The sequence below is a fragment of the Pseudomonas sp. GNP013 genome (assembly GCF_054343995.1).
The window spans coordinates 1398142-1416632 of sequence record NZ_JBTGUT010000001.1 but is presented as its reverse complement, the minus strand read 5'-3'; the positions used below and the strand labels follow the sequence as shown (position 1 = coordinate 1416632).

General features: G+C 54.2%; 18 protein-coding genes and 5 pseudogenes. 13 read left to right on the top strand and 10 right to left on the bottom strand.

Going from position 1 to position 18491, the window contains the following annotated elements:
- Positions 1 to 32: 32 nt before the first annotated feature.
- Positions 33 to 176: pseudogene (locus ACXX81_RS06460) on the bottom strand (GFA family protein); the annotation flags it as partial.
- 206 nt (positions 177 to 382) lie between these two features.
- Here ACXX81_RS06460 and ACXX81_RS06455 point away from each other — a divergent pair.
- Positions 383 to 826, top strand: coding sequence for a GNAT family N-acetyltransferase (locus tag ACXX81_RS06455; protein WP_458571379.1), 444 nt, complete (start codon positions 383 to 385; stop codon positions 824 to 826).
- A gap of 84 nt (positions 827 to 910) precedes the next feature.
- Positions 911 to 997 (top strand): annotated as a pseudogene (locus ACXX81_RS06450) (magnesium chelatase subunit ChlI family protein); the annotation flags it as partial.
- 24 nt (positions 998 to 1021) lie between these two features.
- Here the strand turns inward: ACXX81_RS06450 and ACXX81_RS06445 are convergent.
- From ACXX81_RS06445 to ACXX81_RS06435, 3 genes and pseudogenes are all read right to left on the bottom strand, one after another.
- Positions 1022 to 2236: an aldose 1-epimerase family protein gene (locus ACXX81_RS06445; protein ID WP_458571378.1), complete on the bottom strand. Its 1215-nt coding sequence runs from the start codon at positions 2234 to 2236 to the stop codon at positions 1022 to 1024.
- Between the two features lie 224 nt (positions 2237 to 2460).
- Positions 2461 to 2799: pseudogene (locus ACXX81_RS06440) on the bottom strand (isochorismatase family protein); the annotation flags it as partial.
- Between the two features lie 58 nt (positions 2800 to 2857).
- Entirely contained in the window at positions 2858 to 3808 is a 951-nt protein-coding gene (locus ACXX81_RS06435; RefSeq protein ID WP_458571377.1) for an AraC family transcriptional regulator, read from the bottom strand.
- Positions 3809 to 4065: 257 nt separating this feature from the next.
- On the opposite strand from ACXX81_RS06435, the gene ACXX81_RS06430 reads away from it, so the two are divergent.
- Entirely contained in the window at positions 4066 to 4449 is a 384-nt protein-coding gene (locus ACXX81_RS06430; protein WP_458571376.1) for a RidA family protein, read from the top strand.
- A 211-nt stretch (positions 4450 to 4660) separates the two neighbouring features.
- Here the strand turns inward: ACXX81_RS06430 and ACXX81_RS06425 are convergent, their stop codons facing one another.
- Positions 4661 to 5179 carry a nucleotidyltransferase family protein gene (locus ACXX81_RS06425; protein WP_458572568.1) on the bottom strand — a complete coding sequence of 173 codons (519 nt, stop codon included), beginning with the start codon at positions 5177 to 5179 and terminating at the stop codon, positions 4661 to 4663.
- A gap of 375 nt (positions 5180 to 5554) precedes the next feature.
- Here ACXX81_RS06425 and ACXX81_RS06420 point away from each other — a divergent pair, with 375 nt between their 5' ends.
- Entirely contained in the window at positions 5555 to 5791 is a 237-nt protein-coding gene (locus ACXX81_RS06420; protein ID WP_338477923.1) for a DUF6124 family protein, read from the top strand.
- Positions 5792 to 5844: 53 nt separating this feature from the next.
- Here the strand turns inward: ACXX81_RS06420 and ACXX81_RS06415 are convergent, their stop codons facing one another.
- The 3 genes from ACXX81_RS06415 to ACXX81_RS06405 all read right to left on the bottom strand — a co-directional run bounded on the left by ACXX81_RS06415 (position 5845) and on the right by ACXX81_RS06405 (position 6868).
- Positions 5845 to 6144, bottom strand: a complete 300-nt coding sequence (locus ACXX81_RS06415; protein WP_209983238.1) for a 7(1) septoil knot domain-containing protein — start codon at positions 6142 to 6144, stop codon at positions 5845 to 5847.
- A 70-nt stretch (positions 6145 to 6214) separates the two neighbouring features.
- Complete coding sequence (locus ACXX81_RS06410; RefSeq protein ID WP_057008200.1) at positions 6215 to 6448, bottom strand: hypothetical protein; 234 nt, start codon at positions 6446 to 6448, stop codon at positions 6215 to 6217.
- Between the two features lie 120 nt (positions 6449 to 6568).
- On the bottom strand, positions 6569 to 6868 hold the full coding sequence (locus ACXX81_RS06405) for a hypothetical protein (RefSeq protein WP_003234402.1): 300 nt from the start codon (positions 6866 to 6868) through the stop codon (positions 6569 to 6571).
- Positions 6869 to 7273: 405 nt separating this feature from the next.
- Between ACXX81_RS06405 and ACXX81_RS06400 the strand changes: the two genes are divergently transcribed.
- The 6 genes from ACXX81_RS06400 to ACXX81_RS06375 all read left to right on the top strand — a co-directional run bounded on the left by ACXX81_RS06400 (position 7274) and on the right by ACXX81_RS06375 (position 12611).
- Positions 7274 to 7558: a DUF3892 domain-containing protein gene (locus ACXX81_RS06400; RefSeq protein ID WP_458571375.1), complete on the top strand. Its 285-nt coding sequence runs from the start codon at positions 7274 to 7276 to the stop codon at positions 7556 to 7558.
- Between the two features lie 695 nt (positions 7559 to 8253).
- Positions 8254 to 8850, top strand: coding sequence for a hypothetical protein (locus tag ACXX81_RS06395; protein ID WP_458571374.1), 597 nt, complete (start codon positions 8254 to 8256; stop codon positions 8848 to 8850).
- 199 nt (positions 8851 to 9049) lie between these two features.
- Complete coding sequence (locus ACXX81_RS06390; RefSeq protein ID WP_458571373.1) at positions 9050 to 9427, top strand: Ltp family lipoprotein; 378 nt, start codon at positions 9050 to 9052, stop codon at positions 9425 to 9427.
- A gap of 542 nt (positions 9428 to 9969) precedes the next feature.
- Entirely contained in the window at positions 9970 to 10686 is a 717-nt protein-coding gene (locus tag ACXX81_RS06385) for a hypothetical protein (protein WP_458571372.1), read from the top strand.
- A 216-nt stretch (positions 10687 to 10902) separates the two neighbouring features.
- On the top strand, positions 10903 to 11787 hold the full coding sequence (locus tag ACXX81_RS06380) for a hypothetical protein (protein WP_458571371.1): 885 nt from the start codon (positions 10903 to 10905) through the stop codon (positions 11785 to 11787).
- Positions 11788 to 11969: 182 nt separating this feature from the next.
- Positions 11970 to 12611: a GIY-YIG nuclease family protein gene (locus ACXX81_RS06375; protein WP_245229003.1), complete on the top strand. Its 642-nt coding sequence runs from the start codon at positions 11970 to 11972 to the stop codon at positions 12609 to 12611.
- Positions 12612 to 12699: 88 nt separating this feature from the next.
- On the opposite strand, the gene ACXX81_RS06370 is transcribed toward ACXX81_RS06375, so the two are convergent.
- Together ACXX81_RS06370 and msrA are read right to left on the bottom strand one after the other, a co-directional pair.
- Positions 12700 to 13845 (bottom strand): PDDEXK-like family protein, encoded by a 1146-nt coding sequence (locus tag ACXX81_RS06370; RefSeq protein WP_458571370.1) that lies wholly within the window; start codon positions 13843 to 13845, stop codon positions 12700 to 12702.
- A 537-nt stretch (positions 13846 to 14382) separates the two neighbouring features.
- Positions 14383 to 14889, bottom strand: a complete 507-nt coding sequence (msrA, locus tag ACXX81_RS06365; RefSeq protein ID WP_458571369.1) for a peptide-methionine (S)-S-oxide reductase MsrA — start codon at positions 14887 to 14889, stop codon at positions 14383 to 14385.
- Positions 14890 to 15069: 180 nt separating this feature from the next.
- Here msrA and ACXX81_RS06360 point away from each other — a divergent pair.
- From ACXX81_RS06360 to ACXX81_RS06350, 3 genes and pseudogenes are all read left to right on the top strand, one after another.
- Positions 15070 to 16080: pseudogene (locus ACXX81_RS06360) on the top strand (PAS domain-containing protein); the annotation flags it as partial.
- 78 nt (positions 16081 to 16158) lie between these two features.
- A pseudogene (locus ACXX81_RS06355) lies at positions 16159 to 16365 on the top strand (methyl-accepting chemotaxis protein); the annotation flags it as partial.
- 239 nt (positions 16366 to 16604) lie between these two features.
- The gene (locus ACXX81_RS06350) at positions 16605 to 18227 is read left to right on the top strand and encodes a methyl-accepting chemotaxis protein (protein ID WP_231423088.1); all 1623 of its coding nucleotides are present in this window, start codon (positions 16605 to 16607) and stop codon (positions 18225 to 18227) included.
- Positions 18228 to 18491 lie beyond the last annotated feature (264 nt).

Genomic DNA, 18491 nt, shown 5'->3' with positions numbered 1-18491 from the left:
CATAGAGAAGGGGCTCGCTTGAGCCTACCTTATATTCGCAGCGCGCTACGCGGAACGCTGCCGTACGAAGCAAATGCGGCGCCATGAGCTTTGCGACACTGGCTGCAATGACAATGACTGACGGCTTCAGGTGTGGTGGATAGCTCATAACTGACGGCCGAAGATTCCTGGCCGATTCGTAAGCTTGAATCCCTTTAATGATGGCTGCCTTGCCAGCCCTCCAAACCTCTGCGACGTCGTTGTTACGCACCGTCCAATCGCGCTTGAACGATCTACTAGTTCACCTGTGATATCCAGCAGTCGCTTAGCGGCGTGGTTCGCGAGTTTGCGAAAGACCAAGCGCGCCATATCATGCAGTTTCGTTCAATCACGGACTAATGGAATGGCAATACGACTAAGGCAAGCAAGTGTGACTGATATCCCGGCTATCTACCGAGGCGAGGAAAGCTATATTCGGTGTTGGGAACCTGAGCATGAAATTACGTGGCGCTTGCAACTGGAGCGGCACCTGACGCGCTGGGTGGAAAATTTCGAACGGTTTACAATCGCGCTCATGGGTGACCACTTCGCGGGATACTCGCTTTGGACGCCTGATCAAGACCACGCAGAACTTAGCACTATCCACGTAGTGGCAGACCATAGGCGTAGCGGCGTAGGAATGGCACTTCTGGGGGCGTATGCGCTGGACGCGGCAGCGCAGGGATTCAGTCAATTGCGTTTAAGTGTACGGCCTGATAACCCTGCAAAATTGATGTACCAAAAAGCGGGTTTTCTGTGTACCGGGACAGGGGCACACGACTACCTTACCTATGAGCGCCACGCTTGATAGTCACGCCGATGAAGCCAGCTTCTGGCCGTTTTCTGCCTGAGGTGATCGGCTGAAAACGACCAAGAGCGGACAGTGACCGAATCTTTGCGAGCAGCCCATCGATTGCTCAAGGTCGCGCGCTCACTGGCGGATCTTGAACACGCCGACGTGATCAGACGCGACTATTTACGGCCGAAAATGCTCCATCTGGTGTCACTCCTTGGTCAGATCAACCAACGGCGTCTGCCGCACCTCAGTCTCCCGCCCATCCTGAATCTCGCTCACCTGCTTCAAGGCCTTATCCACCGCCGCCTTGTCCGCCAACAAGCTGTAGCTGATGCGGAACTGCTTGTGTTCCTTGGGCCCAATTGTCGGTACCAGGTTCAGTGGCCGCTGATAACGGCGGTTGTAGGAAAAACTCGTCCCCGGCTCCAGCCCCGTGACATAGCCCTGGCCTTGGGTATCGGTGTTTTTCCACAGGGAAAACACGGGCAGTGTCTGAGTATTGAAGCCCACCGAAACGCCCAGGCTGCCAGCCTTGTTATGCAACACGGTCAACGTATCGCCCTTGGCGTCAGCATACGGCACCACGTTGTAAACCGTTTCGTCGTAGTCCCTGGTCGGTGCGCGGTAGGTTTGCCAGTCGGGCAGCTCGCCCTTGGCCTTGTCGTTGAAAGGCGACACCTGTTTCACCGGCGCGGCGAAACGAGCGCCCTGCTCCAGGAACGGGGTGCTGAAGTTGCTGTGATACAGCGCCTGGTATTCCTTCGGATAGTCGCCGTTGTTGGTCAGGGTGTCGTTGAGGGCAAACGCGACGCTGCCGGGTTCGGTGACCAGTTCGGTCGCGACCGAGAAGTCGACCTTCTTGAACGCCTGTTCTTTCAGTTCACCGCGCAGGGTGATGGCGTACGGTGGTTTTTCATCGATGTGCAGCGTGACTTTATTCGCAGGAATGTTGGCGGCCCGACCGTGCAGGGTCAGCAGTTCGCCGTTGTCGACACCGGGATGGCCGACCCATTCGTATCCGCAGCGGGTGACCAGCTCATTGAAACCTTCCAGCCAGCCCAGGCCACCGCGGCCATTGAGTTCGATGAAGGACGGATTGACCACTTCCTTGACCGGCGAATCCCAGCCCATGCGTACATTGCCAACCGAGGCCTGCAAGACGTTCATTCCGCGAGTCGGCACTACCGAGAGTTTCATCGTGCCGTTATCGATGTCGACAATGCTGACGCCCTCCTGCCGACCGCCGTGCAAGGTGCGCAGGGTAACGCTGAAGGGTTTGTCGGTTTTTAGTCCGAGTTGCTGACTGGTGATCTGCCAGCTCTGGGCGGCTTTGTCGGTGTCGAGCAGAACGTAATCCCAGGCCATGGCGTGGGAGGCAGCGGACAGCGTGCTGATGGCAACAAAAAGTTTGAGCGGGGTCATGGCGGCGGCCTTTCTTGGAGTTGTGCCATTTTTATAAACCGGGTGAAACGTTTCAGCAAGCTTAAAAAGAAATCCAGCGCCGGCCAACGTCAGGTAGATTTGAGACAAATCGGAAACTTGAGTCCATGCCATCGCTGATTGGCCGATTACAGTCTGTCGCGAAGGACTCGATTGACCCACTGTTGAAAGATCGACCCAATCTCGAGCCGATCTATCTATGCCGATTAGAAACACCAGTCCTCAGCGTGAATGACACGGCAGAACGGTCCCGCCAAGGTTGCATTGTGATGAGCGACAATATTTTCGGCCGTCAATGCAGGGGTGTCAGTGCAGGTGTGACCATCGGCGATCAGCACTGTATCGAATCCAAGATCTCGTGCGGCGCGACAGGTGCTGTCGACACAGTACTGGGTCTTCATTCCGGCAATAACTACGCCCAGTGATCCACAAGCCTTTAACCGATCGGCCAAGTCAGTAGAAGCGAATGCATTGGGTCGGCTTTTTTCGAAGATCACTTCGTCGCCTTGCAACAGCAGTTCCTGCACCAAGTGCGTCAGTGGGCTTCGTTAGGGGAAGCGTAGATAGGCTCGCGAGGCACTGGCTGTCGCGGGAGCGGTTGATTTATGAGCGCGAGGATCGCCCCACCCCCGTTTCGAGTGACGACTGCCTACCCGTCCTTATTGTTACGACATTCTTTCTAGGCGGTTCACCAAACAGCCGTTTATATTCTCGACTGAATTGATTGGCACTTTCGTAACCCACCATTAACGCCGCTTGAATGACATCGCAATTTTCAACCAGCATCAAGCGCTGCGCCTCATCTAGACGCAAACGTTTCTGATATTGAAGGGGACTGAGCGTTGTGACTTCTTTAAAGTGTTTATATAAGGTCGAAGACGCCATATTCAGTGTTGCAGCCAATTTATCTACCTGCAACGCTTCCCGGTAATTCTCCCGCAACCACAGGATAGCTTGATTAATTTTATTACTTTGAGAACCCACTGAATTCAGTAGGCGAAGCTGGTGCCCAAAGGGCGTTGCGAGCAATCGATAGTGAATTTCTTGATATATCAACGCGCCCAGTGTCTTCGCCTGCTCTGGTTGGTCGAGTAATTCAATCATTCGTAAAAAGGCATCGAGCAATTCCTGGGTGAGTTCTTGCACTGCGGCGCCAACTGCAGTGTCGGTGTTATATTCAATTGGCGGTGGAGTTTTAGCGGCCAACGCGGCCATCAAATGCCTGTCAAGGTCCAAGGACATCGACAGGTAAGGCATTTCCGGGGTTGCTTCCAAGAGGCAACTGGTGACTGGCATGTTCACGCCGGCGATAAAGCACGTGTGTTCTCCGAATGATATATCGTTGATACCAATACGAACCCATTTCTTCCCCTGTACAGCGACGATCAGTATCGGATTGTAGAAATGGGGCTTTGCCGTGTCTGAATGGTCATAGCGATGCAGCGCAAACCCCTCTATAGGCGTTGGGAACCGGCCCGCCTCAGGAAGAAAGCCAAGTAATATTTCCCTGAGCGCCACGCGACCCTCTTCAGCGGCATAACGATAATTCTTCACCTACTAATACCTCCTGCGCAAGAATATCGGGGCGCGACCTATCTTTACACGCTGCCAAAGGGATTATGACATACGTACGCGAGCCTGAAATATTGCGAGATTCAACACATAGAGAAACAGGCATTAACCGTAGAGAAACGTGACTACTGTCTGTTGCCGGTTTTTGAGAGCATAGCCAACTCGGAAAAATCCTGAGTAATCACTTGATTTTAGGCACCTCAAGATCAACCACGCACTAAACATTCGGACGCGCAACTATGCCAAGCAATAAAATCGAACGTAAAATTTATGATGCACTTCCTCCCGTCGTGGGCCCCTATTCGCATTCGGTGAAAAATGGCAATACCCTGTACCTGTCAGGCTTCACAGCGTTTGGAACTGATGCTCAAGGGCTGAGCCTTGAAAAACAGGCCAATGCTATTTTGGAGCAGATTAAAGCGGTTGCCGCCGAAGAGGGCTCCGGTATGTCTTCACTCTTGAAAGTGACTATATTCATCACCGACTTCAGCCAAGCCGGGGAGCTGCGTAAGGTGTTGGGTCAGCATTATGAAGGGCACTTCCCTGCCAGCTCTCTGGTCGAAGTTTCAAAGTTGTTTTCCCCGGAACTGAATATCGAAATTGAAGCCATTTTCGGGGTGTAACGGGCTATTAGAGCAGTGTGCAAACCTCCCAAAAAACGGCCATGGAAAAGACGGCGGAAATGGCGAGCAGGCTTGTCCTGCGTTGGGCTGCGCAGCAGCCCCAAAGCCAGGCGCTGAGCCGTATCAGGTACACCGCGTTTTGCTCGATTGGGGGCGCTTCGCACCCCAACGCGGGGCAAGCCCGCTCGCCACAACATAATAGAGATCGGCATCAAACAATCCTCAGCCAGGGCCACCGCGCCTGATAACTCTGCGCCTTAGCCTCAAACAACGCCCGCTCCGGATGCAGCGGGTTGATCCGCAAAATCCCCTGCTCCACATCCGCCAACCCATACGGCGCATACACCTCGCCCGTCGCCACCTCCAGCGCCACGCACGTGCCGGCCACCAGATACCGATCAACCCCCTGCCGCGCCGAGTGCAGTTGCAAATACGGCCGGCCAAACCGCTGGGCATACCAGAGATGAACCCGCGCCTGATTGCGTACCTCGACATTCACCCCCAGGTCCGCGAACAGCGCGTTCGCCTTCTGGATCACCACGTCCTCAGCCTCGTAGGACAGGTCCGTATCGAAGTAAAAAACGTCGTAGTCCTTCACCCCATGATCCGCCGGCAGATTCGCCTGATGATTCCACACCGCCTGAAACAGGCACCCCGCCGTCAGCAGGCATTGGTCCACCCCAAGCGCCGGCAGGCGCGCGGTGATTTCAGCGTTGAGCGGGTTGGCCATGGCCAGTGTGATAAATGCGTCAGTGCTCAACGTCACGGTTAACGCTCCTGAAGGCAAAATCCGAATCCCCCGCAACGCCTTGCTCCCTTGCCTACACGTGCGTCAGAATCCGCCGGCTTGTGCACTGGGTAGGCCGTCTCTAAGGTGGCTCGGTCGCTGAATCTCTCGGTGATCGGGTTTAGTAGCCTGAATTGTGGGTATCTTCAAGTGCATAAGTTTCATCAGCAAGACATTGCGTCTTTGCTTGATGGTAGCTGTGCGTAGGGCGCTTTCGGGCGCGCCGGCTTTGGATATCCACCGGTCTACTAACCTGCGTACAGCTGCCCCCCTTTCGTTTAGTAGCGGCAAGGTGGCGGCCCAATCCAGGATATCCATATGTTTAAAATCACTCCGGATTCAAACCTCTTCACCGTCGCCCCCAACGCCAGCACCGAAACCCTCATCACCAACAGTTACGAAACCTTCACCTCAGTCAGCACCCTGCTGCTCGACCTGTCCGAAGACCTGAACGGCAAACACCGCGACATCGCCCTGGCGATCCACCAACTGAGCGAACTGGGCGTACTCCTCACCGCCAAGCTGCTCGACCGTGAAGCGCCCTGCCCTGGCTGATCAGCAACCCGCCCGACAAGCCGTCGCAGGCGACCTGCAACGGCTTGCCGCGATCAATTGACCCCAGGCCAGCTCTCGACATATTCAATAGTGAAGTCCGGATAGGAATCGACAATCTGGATCTTGTAGTCGGGGTAGCTGTCGACGGTTTGCCATTTGCCGACAGAGTCCGGCCAGGAAACCACCTTCTTCACCTTAAGGTCGGGGTATTGATTCACCACCTTCACCTTGTAGTCGGGATAGCTGTCCACGAACTGGATCTTGCCGTAAATCTTCGACACATCGACCGTCGTACCGGCGTGAGCGCAAAAAGTGCAGGTCAACAACAGCGAAGCAAGGGCAGCTTTGAACATGAGCATTTCATCCTGAAAAATTGAGGCATCCAGTCTATCTAAAGCCGCGCGGGCCGTGCCGCGAAAACGCCTATCCCTTCAACTCACCCGCCCGATTGCTGGCGGCGTCGTCATACGCCACATACAACGACTCGGCGATCTGGCTTTTGATCGCTTTGGTCGACTCCAGCCCCAAAACAAACCCTTCAGCCTTGCCGCCTGCGCGGTTGAGTTCTTCGTGGGTGGAGGCGCCAGTGATAGCGTCGAGCAGCTTGGCCGCGTGAGGGCCTACGCCTTTGGGGAGGGAGATTTGGTCGATGGTCATCGCAATGCCTTTATAGAAAATGAACGGAAGCGCAGTGAACCACTGCCAGGCCGCCATGGTAGACCGGTTTGCACCGTTGAGGGCTGCTTTCGCCCCCTATCGCCCGCAGCGCCACAGCGACTATTGACGAGTGTCCGCCTCCTCGGCCGGATAAAACTCGCCCTCCTTGCCCATTTTTTCCAGCCGCTCGCGCACGATCACCTCAACGTGGGCCACTGCGGCCTGATCATCAGGGTCGACCAACTGCAGGCACAGGCGTCGAACATTCTGATCGTGAGTACCCTCGCTTAGCATTTCGTGAGTGAAAACCGCCTCGCCACGCCACAGGCACAGCTCGGTATGCGTACCGCCGAGCCATATTTCGTTGATTGATCTGAGGTCGGTGGTCGCCAGTTGGTCCACGGTGATTGTCTTGTCCATTGCGCTGTACCTTACCGATGATTGGGTGTCGGTAGACTTGCGGGGGTAGCGGGTCGTTCCCGCGGTTGGGGGTTTGAGTGTGGCGGTGGTGGTGAGTCATGGGGCGTATGACGTCCAAGCGAACGTCATTCTGGATGGCGTTGAATCTGGAGAATGGCCGTGACGGATTCCTTTTCAGGCAGAGCTAGGGGCTACAAAGGCTGAGAGGGGCGCTGGGAAGGGGGCTCTAATCGGCCGATTACAGCCCTTCGTGAGAGGCAGCAATCGGCCAGGAGCTGACACTCCATTTGTCGGTGAAACTAACGGCGATCCAAAGGATTATTGACTAAGGCATCATCGGGCCAGTACAAAGGTGGGGGGCTGTCAGTTCTTTTTATAAAGTTCAACCATGAAAAGGAAATCAAAATGACCGACGTTCAAGTAACGTGCATTAACAAACCCAATGTAAATAGTTCCCATGAACACATCACTCATCTAGGCAATCCAGCAAATCAATGGCGCTGGACTCGCGAGCAAGTGATTGCCAGTATTGATGCTGGTACAAACACTTTCTATGTGATCGATCCGGTTAGTCGTGCCCGTGTAAATATTGGTGTCGTACGAGAATCTGGTCGTGCTCCGTATTTGCGTACTTATGCAGATAGCAAATGGAATAATAACTTGTTGTCGCTCAATCAGTGCCCCATCTGATTCAGCGCTGAGCTGTCACTATTTTTTTAGATATATTTTATTAACAGCTTTTGGCCGATTGCTGCCCTTCAGGTGTTTTAATATTGCCCATCAAGAAGCTCGCTTGGGCCTAGCTTGAGGCGTCCATGGCCGGGGACTTATGAACGTTTTATCAATGCAGCAACGAGTTCGAGGAAAAGATCATGAGCAGTGAAAAAAACGAGCACAAAATTACTCTGCCCCCCCGGCTCTCGATTTCGGCGACAGGCTGGTCCGTATGACTTAGATACCGGCCGTCCGTGTTACGCCGTCCAGGTAATCGCGCCGGATGAGCAGGCGAGACGCCAGGTCGAGGACAACTCACAGATCATGGGCACTCCAGGCAAGCACTTTTATGTGTGGGATATCAAGAACGGCTCGACTTGGCCTATTTTCCTGACCCTGACAGTGGATGGAGTGACGGTAGGCAAGGACAACGACTGACAAACTGTTCGAGGAAACCGAAGCATGGAGCCCCATCATACGTTGATAGCTTTAGGTTTGATTATCGCCGCGATAATTGCGGCGAATACTTCAGCCTGCAATCCACCGGCACATACAGCATCCTCGACTCAGCAAGCGAAGCAGATCTGCGATGAAGTTTACGATGACAGCGAGGACGCTAGCGGATACGGCGATTGCGTCAACTCAGCAAAGCGAAACCTCGAGAATACTAATTGACGGAAAAAGGAAACTCCGCATTGAGATATCTCATCGTTTTTAGCGTCACCGTGCTCTTGGCCGGCTGTGGTCAGGAATCCAACCCAGCAGCTGTACTTCGCCTTGCTCCGATCACACCCGGTGCCATTCCCGAAAAGATCGGCGGCTGCGGGGAAGGTTGTAAGAAACTGGACAAGTTTGCTAAGTGGCAACCGCTGCTCGCTCCGCTGGTTGAAATGCACCGCAGGCAGGAGAAGTGCTCTTCAGTTGAGTATGCGATGCCCGATACCGACTCTGACCCAGTGGATCCGAAGTTTTATGTACAGTGCAAAGAAGTGAGAAGCGGCCAGCTTTACAACACCTTCTACACTCGGACACAGATCGAGATGGGCACGCCGGCTACGAGTGAGCCGGTTTCCCGTGCGTATGCTGAACCTCTTTGTGCAGGCCAATTGGCTGAGAAACTGCCCGGCGCTACAATTGCCAACCAAGGCTTTTACGAAGCTCCGAACGGCTCAGTACGTCTAACCTATGACTTAACGGTAAATGGCGTCGACAAGAAGGCGGCTTGTCTAGTTAGCCACGAGTCTGTTGAGTTCAACGTCGTCCGATAGCTCAGTAATTAAGGAAAAAATGACTCTCGCAATAAACGTGATTCTTGGCTTATCGCCGCAGCTGCAGGCACTTATTGACCAGGTGAAAGCCGAGGAAATTAGCTCAGTCCCCTCAAAGGGACGTGTCATGTAAAGTTGAGCCGTAAGACAAGAATTTTAAGGCCGTTAGAGACGCTACATGGGTTCTGGAGATATTCCGATGAATTTTTTGAAAGTAATATTGGCTGTCACTTTTTTTGCTGCTGCTCCCTCATGGGCTGGAGATTTGACTGGACCTCAAAATAATGCAGTCAGATCAGCGAAGCAGTATCTCAGCATGACGGGCTTCTCACGGAATGGGCTTATTCATCAGCTTTCATCTGATGCTGGAGAGGGTTTCGACGTCTCTGACGCTACGATAGCAGTGGACAGCATGAACATTGATTGGAACCAGCAGGCGGTGAAGTCTGCGAAGCAGTATCTCAATATGATGGGCTTCTCGTGCAAAGGCCTCATTAAGCAACTTTCCTCGAGTGCTGGAGAAAAATACACTGTGGACCAAGCAACCTACGGGGCAAAACATGCAGATGGTTGCTGAAAAACGGCGTGCTTTAAATCGCCCCTAGTTTCGTAGACGCCATCAAGCTACAAGGAAGGGTTGCTAACCCTGCATAATTGTCCGCTTCTGGCCGAAAGCAGCCGTTTACGACCGACAGCTAACAACCCATAGCAGCCTCTAACTTTCATGCTTCCCCCTATTCAGTGACTAACTTAGCATTCCAATCAAGGCTCAATTAGGTAGATCACACCCTATTGCAAGTCTCTCAGAGTGCCTTCTGATTTGTCGGACCTATGAAGGAGCGCGGCACCAACAAGGGAGCCTCATCCCACTCAACAATCGATCCCAGCGGCAACTGGCCAGCCTATGCCGAGTGCGCGAATGGCACCTCAATCAAGCGGCTCGTGCGCTCTATAAGAGTCAGGAAGCAGGAAGCCGATTCCTACGTCCGGTGGTCGACCGGTATATATGGCCCATCGGAAAGTCGTTCAGTAATGTCAGAAATCCTAGGTAAAATGATCCGAGTCTTGTGTATGATACAATGTTATATACCGTCAGCGCTTCGCCTAATGAGGGAATGTATGTCTGAGCCTGGAAAGCAGTTTGTTCACGTGCTGATGAGGCTAGTGAATGAGTGTGGATGTATACATGGCGATCAAGATCGGGGAATCGAGCATCTTGCGAGCCCCTTTTTTTCGATAGATTCTGATCCACGGTTGGAGACAGAAGACAATAAAATTGCGCTGTACGGTATGCAAAGTGCGCTCATGAAAGGTGCTGAGAAGCGCTACGGGAAATTTGAAGGAAACAGAATTTTCCCTCGACCGTTCTATATGCAAGATGAGCGGGAAAGGAACTCTAGGATCATGGGCCTATTGGAAGACCATGATTTCGGCATTAAAATTGGAATGATGTTTGATACCTGGGAACGTGCCTTTTATCAGGTGTGCCACGAGACGATTCATCTTCTAAACCCAGTAACAGCCCCTATTGGTCAGCCTATTATTGCCGCCACGCTGGATGAAGGCGTTGCAGTAAAGTTTGCCGAGGAGATGTACGCTGAATATATTGCGGGCTATTGCTCTATGCGTTATTTGGATAGTCCGCTACAGACGCCCGGCAACAAATATGAGCAGGCTTACAATGCTACCAGAAAGATTCCAGATGCTACCTTAAGAACTATTCGGTCGGAATTTGGTGGTTTTCCCCAAGCGCATGATGCAAAAAAATTGCTAGACATGGCAGGCGAATACATTACCGAGAATGAAGCAAAGTTGCTGAGTTCAAACTTTCAGTAGGTCATGTTTGAGAATCGGCGGTCGCGAAACATTCTGATAGTTTGAAACTTAACATTTATAGTCCAAGCTTAACCGGCGCCTCGCCTGTGAGCATTGCTGTTCCCCATGCGGTGCTTAACGGGTTATGGCACCAGTTTGGCGATCTCCGCTCGGATATCACACTTTAATGCCAGCGTCTTCGATGATAATATTGTTTTTGTCAGGCCTAGAGGAAATATGAAAAATAAATTACCAACGGCGCTAGAGTTAAAAGGCAGTTACTTGCTATTTGCTGAGTTTGTTTTTGATACTCTAAAGGATATTGACATTAAAAAAGGGAATCTGGTTCTCGCGGCGGTGAACTCTCAGATTGCCCTTGAGCTTTTCTTGAAGTACTTGTTTACGGCGAAAGGTAAGGTGCTAGAGATTCAGAAGCATAAAGCGGGTAAGCCCATTGAGGATTTTAAAGGTTTTAATGAGATCTTAAATTATTTCTACTCTTCTAAGTCTTGGTCTTTTGGAAATAAAAAAGAGTTTATAGAGTTGATGCAGGCTAGAAACTCTATAGTTCACAGAGGGCAGAGATCTGAATGGGATCCTGAGCTGGCGAAAATAATCGTTAAAACCAATTTTTTTATCCATGTTACTGCGTATGAGGAGTTGGGGGAGATACTGATGAGGCAACATCTGATTCCGCCGAAAGTATCGAGTGTCGACGTTTGGCGAAGTGGGGCTGAGGCATTTTGCTCTGAGCTTTCTGAGGTTTGGGATGTTTATCCGATTATTTGCAGTCGTTGCCATTCTCGCTCTGTCATAAGTAGTGAGCTGTTTGTGCTAGAAGAGGGGCAGGACGTTGATTGTATTGTCTGCTTATGTTGTCTTAGCTCTATAAATATCGAGCATGAAGCGAGGTTGATGGAGTGTAATGTGTGCTTCGAGAAAACATATCTGATTGATGCCTGGAATCAGCAACACCACCAATTGCATCCCGCCAAATGCACTGAATGCGACGCGGACGCTTGGGTTCGGAAGTGCGCGAGCTGTGAAGACTTTTATCATCCTGCGGAAGAAGATTTTATAAAGGATGGCAAATACTATTGCTCGGAGTTGTGTCAAAGCTGATGATCCACAGATTAATTGCCAAGATTGTTAGTTCCTATCGAATGACCGCTTCTGGCCGATTGCTGCCCTTGACCTACGTCAACTCCGGTTCAGAACACGCCATTCTGCGGTCTCACAGGCTATGCTCCCTACCTCAACACCACTAGCACATCAACGGAACGCAACATTATTTAGGATTGAAGATGCAGACCGAACTCAGTTTCACCGATGTAGTACGCGAGATTCTTCGCCAGCATCCTGAAGGTCTCACACCCCAGCAAATCCGAGAGATCGTTAAGGTTGAGTACCCCCTGTACGTCGGCACCCCAAGCCATTTGAAAAACGTTGCTGCCGGCAATTACAAGGACGTTGACCACGCTGTTCTGGCCCGAATATATCTGGCCTGCCGAGGCGCCTCAGACATTACTGCAGATAAAAGCCAAAGACCTCACCTGATGACTCTTCTGCCGGATTCGGGATCAGTCGAAATCAAGGATGATGAGTTCATCGAGGGTGAGGATCTCGCCAAGCTGGAGGCTGATATCGGCACGTTGTACGTGCTCTCCACCGGGCTCTATACCGCTGATCAAATCGAGATAGTCAAGATTGGGATCACCACCGGTCCGGTCGAAAAGCGCATTACCCAGCTTTACACGACGGGTGTGCCCTTTCGCTTCAAAATCGTAAGTCAGCTTGAAACCACAAACTATTCAAAGCTTGAGCAGGCCTTGCATTGCCTTTTCGATAAGTATCGGATCAATAAGTCCCGAGAGTTTTTCACAGCGCATTGCCTGAAGTTTTTGCCAGACCTAATCGCCGTCCACCGGAGTATTGAGACGAGCTAAGGAGGCAAGTTTTTCTGGCCAGGAGAGGCCGTTTATTTACCCGGTTCTAACCGTCCGCTTCTGGCCGCTGTTGAAGAAATTTTTCAGCTTAACCCTCCATCCCATACAACGCCCGCGCCTCCCCCCACAACCCATACACATCATCCGCCATCCGCTCCACCGCCTGCGCTCTTTTCACCGGCTCGTTCAACACCATCAAATCCTCATCACTCGGATTCTTCATATTAAGCTCAGTGGTATACCGCCAAAGCAAACCACCGCTGCCGACGCCGTTATTCACCACTTTCTGCGTCAACGTCGTCAGCCAGGCATGCGCAGTCGGGTGGGATAGCGCATCGCAGTAATAGCCGCAATAAAACCGGTGATCGAGTTCGATATATACCGAGCCCGGCACAAATCCCAAGTCGTAATAAAGACCGTACCAGCGATTATCCCGAGTGGCACTGTAGTAGCGGTCGACCACCTCCGCCGTCGGCGCGTCAGAGGGTTTGGGCAACTCGGGGTATTTTTCTTTGATGCATTGGGCAAGTGCTTGCCAGAATTCCAGTTGCAGGTCTTTCAGGGTTTCGACGAACGCTTTTTGCAGGTCGCGTACCACCAGCAGGTTGTTGTTTTGGCGCAGTGTCTGTTTGAGCGCGTCCATGTAGGCGTGTCCCTGGTTCTGGAAGGTCAGTGTTGCGACGAGGTCGATGTATTGCAGCAGGCTTTCGCGCACGCCGGCTTCGCGGATAACCCATTGCTGGCATTGCTCCAGCCACGGCAGGATGTCGTTGGCGTAGCTGATTCGCTGATAGTCAATGCCCAGGCAACTGCGCCGGTCGGCGTCGCGGCCGTCCAGGGTGAGGTAGAGCGGTGGGTAGGTCTGGCAGCCTTCGCCTTGAAGGGTTTGCAGGTAGCGGTGAAGCTGCGCGTCTTGATCTGCGGCGTAGAGCTTGTTTTCGATGATGACTGCCTGACGCTTGCTGTTGCGGATCAGGATGTCGACATTGCGGTACTCGACCTCGACCGTCACCTCGGTGCAGTCGAAACCTTCGATGTTCAACGCGGCCAACAACAATTGCAGCAGCTTGGTGCCGGCTCCGTGGGCGCCTTGAGGATTGAGCAAAAAGGCCAGGTAGCGAGAGTGCAGGCGCACTTCATCGGAGCTGCTGCGCAGCAGGGTGAACAGGTTGAACGCCGGAGGGCGGTGCAGTTCGGCGCGCAGTAATGCGGCGCGGTGGATCAAGGGTTGCAAGGTTCATTTCCTTATGAGGGCAAGTCCAGGCGGTGATTGTATTGCGCCAGTACTTATCGTGCACGCTTGCATTTTTCGTTGCCAAGAGAATCAACTCATAATCCTGCCCCACCTGTGGGGTGAAACGAAAGGTTTGCTGGCAGCTATAGGAATAGCCGGCAGAAACGTCGCTTTCACTCTGGAAGTTAATGGTTAAAGGCTTGTCGGCTCAGCACTTTCAGCTCGGTGTGCGCCAACTCCAGCGATTGCACATGGCGGTTATGCCGTTCAGTTAAGCGCAGATCCCCTGTTGGAGCGAGCAAGTCGAATCGTCGCACCGCAGCTCTTATCAAACATAAAATAACTTATTGATTTTAAACCTGAAGTTTCAGGCAGCCACGTTCCTGTGGCGAGCGGGCTTGCCCCGCGTTGGGCTGCGCAGCAGCCCCAAAATCATGTTCTGCGTAGTGTCAGGTACACCGCGTTTTCTTTGATTGGGGGCGCTTCGCGCCCCAACGCGGGGCAAGCCCGCTCACCACAATGCTGGCTGGCATCGGGTCAGGCGCGCTTCGGCAACTTCCAGCCCGCCCGCACAAAGTGACACGTGTACCCATCAGGAATCCGCTCCAGGTAATCCTGATGCTCCGGCTCGGCCTCCCAAAATTCCCTCGCCGGTTCAATCTCGGTCACCACCGGCCCCGGCCATAGCTTCGATGCATCAACATCAGCAACGGTGTCTTCGGCCACCTCACGCTGGGCTTCGCTCAGGTAGTAAATCGCCGAACGGTAGCTTGGCCCCAGGTCGTTGCCCTGGCGGTTGGGCGTGCTGGGGTCGTGGATCTGGAAGAAGAACTCCAGAATCTGCCGATACGTGATCACCGCCGGATCAAACACGATCTCGATCGCTTCCGCATGGTCGCCATGGTTGCGATAGGTGGCATTGGGCACGTCGCCGCCGGTGTAACCGACGCGTGTTTGCAGCACGCCGGGGTAGCGTCGCAGCAGGTCCTGCATGCCCCAGAAGCAGCCGCCGGCGAGGATGGCGGTTTCGGTGTGGTTGGTCATGGTTTGCCCTCACGCTGAATGGATATGCAGGTAGTTATGGGGCTGTGCCCGCCAATAGCAAGTCAACGCGTCAAACACCGATGCAAAACCAAAATAAATGTACAGTTTCTCAATAACCTGTCGACATAGATGGCAAGGTGCCATGGATGAGGCCCGCATCACTTATTGAGCCTTTACGCTATGTCCATCTTTGCCTTTCTACACCGTGACCGTCGCGCCCTGCACCAACTGACAGCGGCGATCAAAAGCGGCCAGCAGCCTCATATCGATCGCCGCACAACCGCCCCAGCGGTGCTTGATGCGCTGGCCGTGCTTGAATCATCCAGCCGTGAAGCGCAATCGCGCATCACCCAGCTCGAAAACGAACTCGAATCTGCCCGTGAATTGCTGCGCGAGTCGGCCGCCTCCGCCCAGGCCTCCGAAATCCGCTTCGACCTGGTCAACCGCGCCTCCAGCGAGGGCCTCTGGGACATGGAGGTGGTGGCGGGCGACCCGATCAATCCGAAGAACCGTTTCTGGTGGTCGCCGCAATTTCGCAGCCTGCTCGGTTTCTCTGACGAGCGTGATTTTCCAAACGTGTTGTCCAGTTGGGCCGATCGCCTGCATCCGCAGGACAAGCAGGCGACGCTCGATGCCTTTGCGCGGCATCTGAACGACAAGTCGGGAAGCACGCCGTACAACGTGAACAATCGGTTGGCGATGAAGGACGGTTCCTACCGCTGGTTTCACGCCCAGGGTGAAACGCTGCGCGATGAGCGCGGCACGCCGATCCGTGTGGCCGGTGCGTTGCGCGATATTCATGATCAGCTGCAGCGCGATCAGGAACACGACGTGATCATCACCCGCTTCGAGCTGGCCCGGGAGATGCTTTCCGACGGTTTGTGGGACATGGAAGTGATTGCCGGCGACCCGGTGAACCCGAAGAATCCCTTCTGGTGGTCGCCTCAGTTTCGACGCCTGCTGGGTTTTGAGACGGTGCAGGAGTTTCCCGATGTGCTGGACAGCTGGGCCTCCCGGCTGCACCCGGATGACAAGGAGCGCAGCCTGAATGCGTTTGGCGCGCACTTGAATGACAAGTCCGGGCAAACGCCGTTTGATATCGAATACCGGTTGAAGATGAAGCGTGGCGAATACCGCTGGTTCCGCGCGCGCGGCCAGACACGCCGCGATCCGCAGGGTGCGCCACTGCGGGTGGTGGGCGCGCTGGTGGATGTGCACTTGCAGCATGAACAGCAAGCGTTGCGCGCGGCGGAGGGCGAGCACCAGCGCACGCTGGAAACCAACATTGCGCAGTTGTCGCAGATTGTCGGGACGATCCAGAGCATCGCCAGCCAGACCAACCTGCTGGCACTGAATGCCGCGATTGAGGCGGCGCGTGCCGGCGAGGCCGGGCGTGGTTTCGCAGTGGTGGCCGACGAGGTGCGCAAGCTGGCAACGCGCACCACTGAAGCCACCGAACAGGCGGCCGGGATGATTGCTCGGTAAATCGCCCATTTCAGGCGCCTCTCCCGCTGCGGCGAGAGGCGCTTGTTGAATCAATGAACAAGACGTAAAAAAAGCAAAAAAGTAGCGAACTATCCCCCCCTTTGCAGGCCGCCTCTAAAGTTAACAACAGCACGGCCGATAGTTAATTACGGAGCGCTTAATCCCTGCCCGAAACACACAACAATCCCACTATATATGCCATGGATAGGCTCGTTTCAGGACCGAACATCATGTTCAGCAAACTAAGCATTTCGCAAAAACTTTATGCAAGTTTTACGGCAGTCGTTGTACTGATCGGTTTATTGGTGGGGAGCGCGTATAGAGGCTTCGAAACTGTAGAAGATGCTACAAATAGTAACGTGCACACTTATGAAGTATTAAGCGCCGCACAATTGGCGCTGGAACAGTTGATCAACATCGAAACCGGTATGCGCGGTTTCGTCATCGCGTCCAAGGACAACTTTCTGGAACCGTTGGTAGCCGGTGAAAAACGCTTTTTAGAGAAGCTGGAGTTGCTCAAACGCCTGACGGCGGATAACCCGGCGCAGCAGCAACGCCTGGCCAGTCTGGGCGACACGCAAAAGCGCTGGCTTGCCGAAGACATCGACCCGATCATCGCCCTGCGCAGAAGCCTCACCGCAAGCAAACTGCCCGATGACGAACTGGACGCGCGCATCACCGCCGGCGCAGACAAGGCCAAGATGGACAGCATGCGTGCGACCCTGGCTGAAATCACCGCCACCGAAACCGCCCTGCTGGCGCAAAGAAGCCAGGAAATGATCGATGCCAAGCACATGGCGCTGATGATCCTGATCGTGGGCGGCATCTTGTCGGCTGCGTTGTCGTTGATCCTCGCCACCTCCCTGGGCCGTAGCACTACTCGGCGCCTGCAACTGGCGATTGATGCCGCTACCGCAATTGCCAACGGCAAGCTGGATACGGTGATCGACACCAGCAGCCATGACGAGTTGCCCAAAGCCTTCGACCGCATGCAGAAACGCCTGCGGGAAATGATTCAACAGATCAGCGAAGCGGCCAACCAGTTGGTGGTGTCGGTGCAGCAGATTTCCGGCGCGTCGGAGCAACTGTCCGGTGCGATTCAGGAGCAGTCGACCTCGGCCTCGATGATGGCCGCCACCATTGAAGAACTGACCGTGAGCATCCATCACGTCTCGGAAAACGCCGACGAGGCGCACCAGCTTGCCAGCCGTTCGGGCGAGCAATCCAAGGACGGCGCGCGGGTCATCGAAAATACGCTGGCGAGCATGAACGGCATTGCCAAAACCGTGCAGCACTCCTCCACTCAGGTGGCAGGGTTGGGCCAGCACTCCGAACAGATTTCCTCGATCATCAGCGTGATTCAGGGCATTGCCGACCAGACCAACCTGCTGGCGCTCAACGCCGCCATCGAAGCGGCCCGGGCCGGCGAGCAAGGGCGCGGGTTTGCCGTGGTGGCCGATGAGGTGCGCCTGCTGGCGCAGAACACCGGCAAGTCGACCAAGGAAATCGCGATCATGATCGAGAAAATCCAGGCCGGCGTACGCGAAACCGTCGAAAGCATGCGCGGTGGCGTGCTCGAAGTGAGCCAGGGCGTGGAAACGGCGGGTACCGCCGGTGCGGCCATCGTCGAAATTCGCGAAAGCTCGGAGAAAGTGTTGCAGGTGGTCGATCAGATCTCCTTCGCCTTGCGTGAGCAGACCATGGCCAGCCAGGACGTTGCGCGCAACGTTGAGCGCTCGGCGCAGATGGCAGAAATGAACAACGTGTCGGTGCAGGAGTTACTCAAAACCAGCGGCGGCCTGAAGAACCTGGCCACCAGCCTTCAGCATGAAGTGAGCAAGTTCCAGTTGTAACCCACAGGCTGCGGGGCTGAGCTCGGCGCACGCTGAACGAAGCCCGCCCCGTTGCAGTCGGAGAAATATCCTTTCCGGCAAAGAACCTGGCTCATGCCTCTGAAAACCGCAGCCCTCGCGTCCCTCCTCTCAATGGCGGCCAGCACGGCGATCACCCCTGTGGGAGCTGTCAAGCTTCAGCGAGGCTGCGATGCAGGCGACTCAGTCCGGCAGGTTCACCGCAGCGATCCCATCGCAGCCTCGCTGGGGCTCGACAGCTCCCAC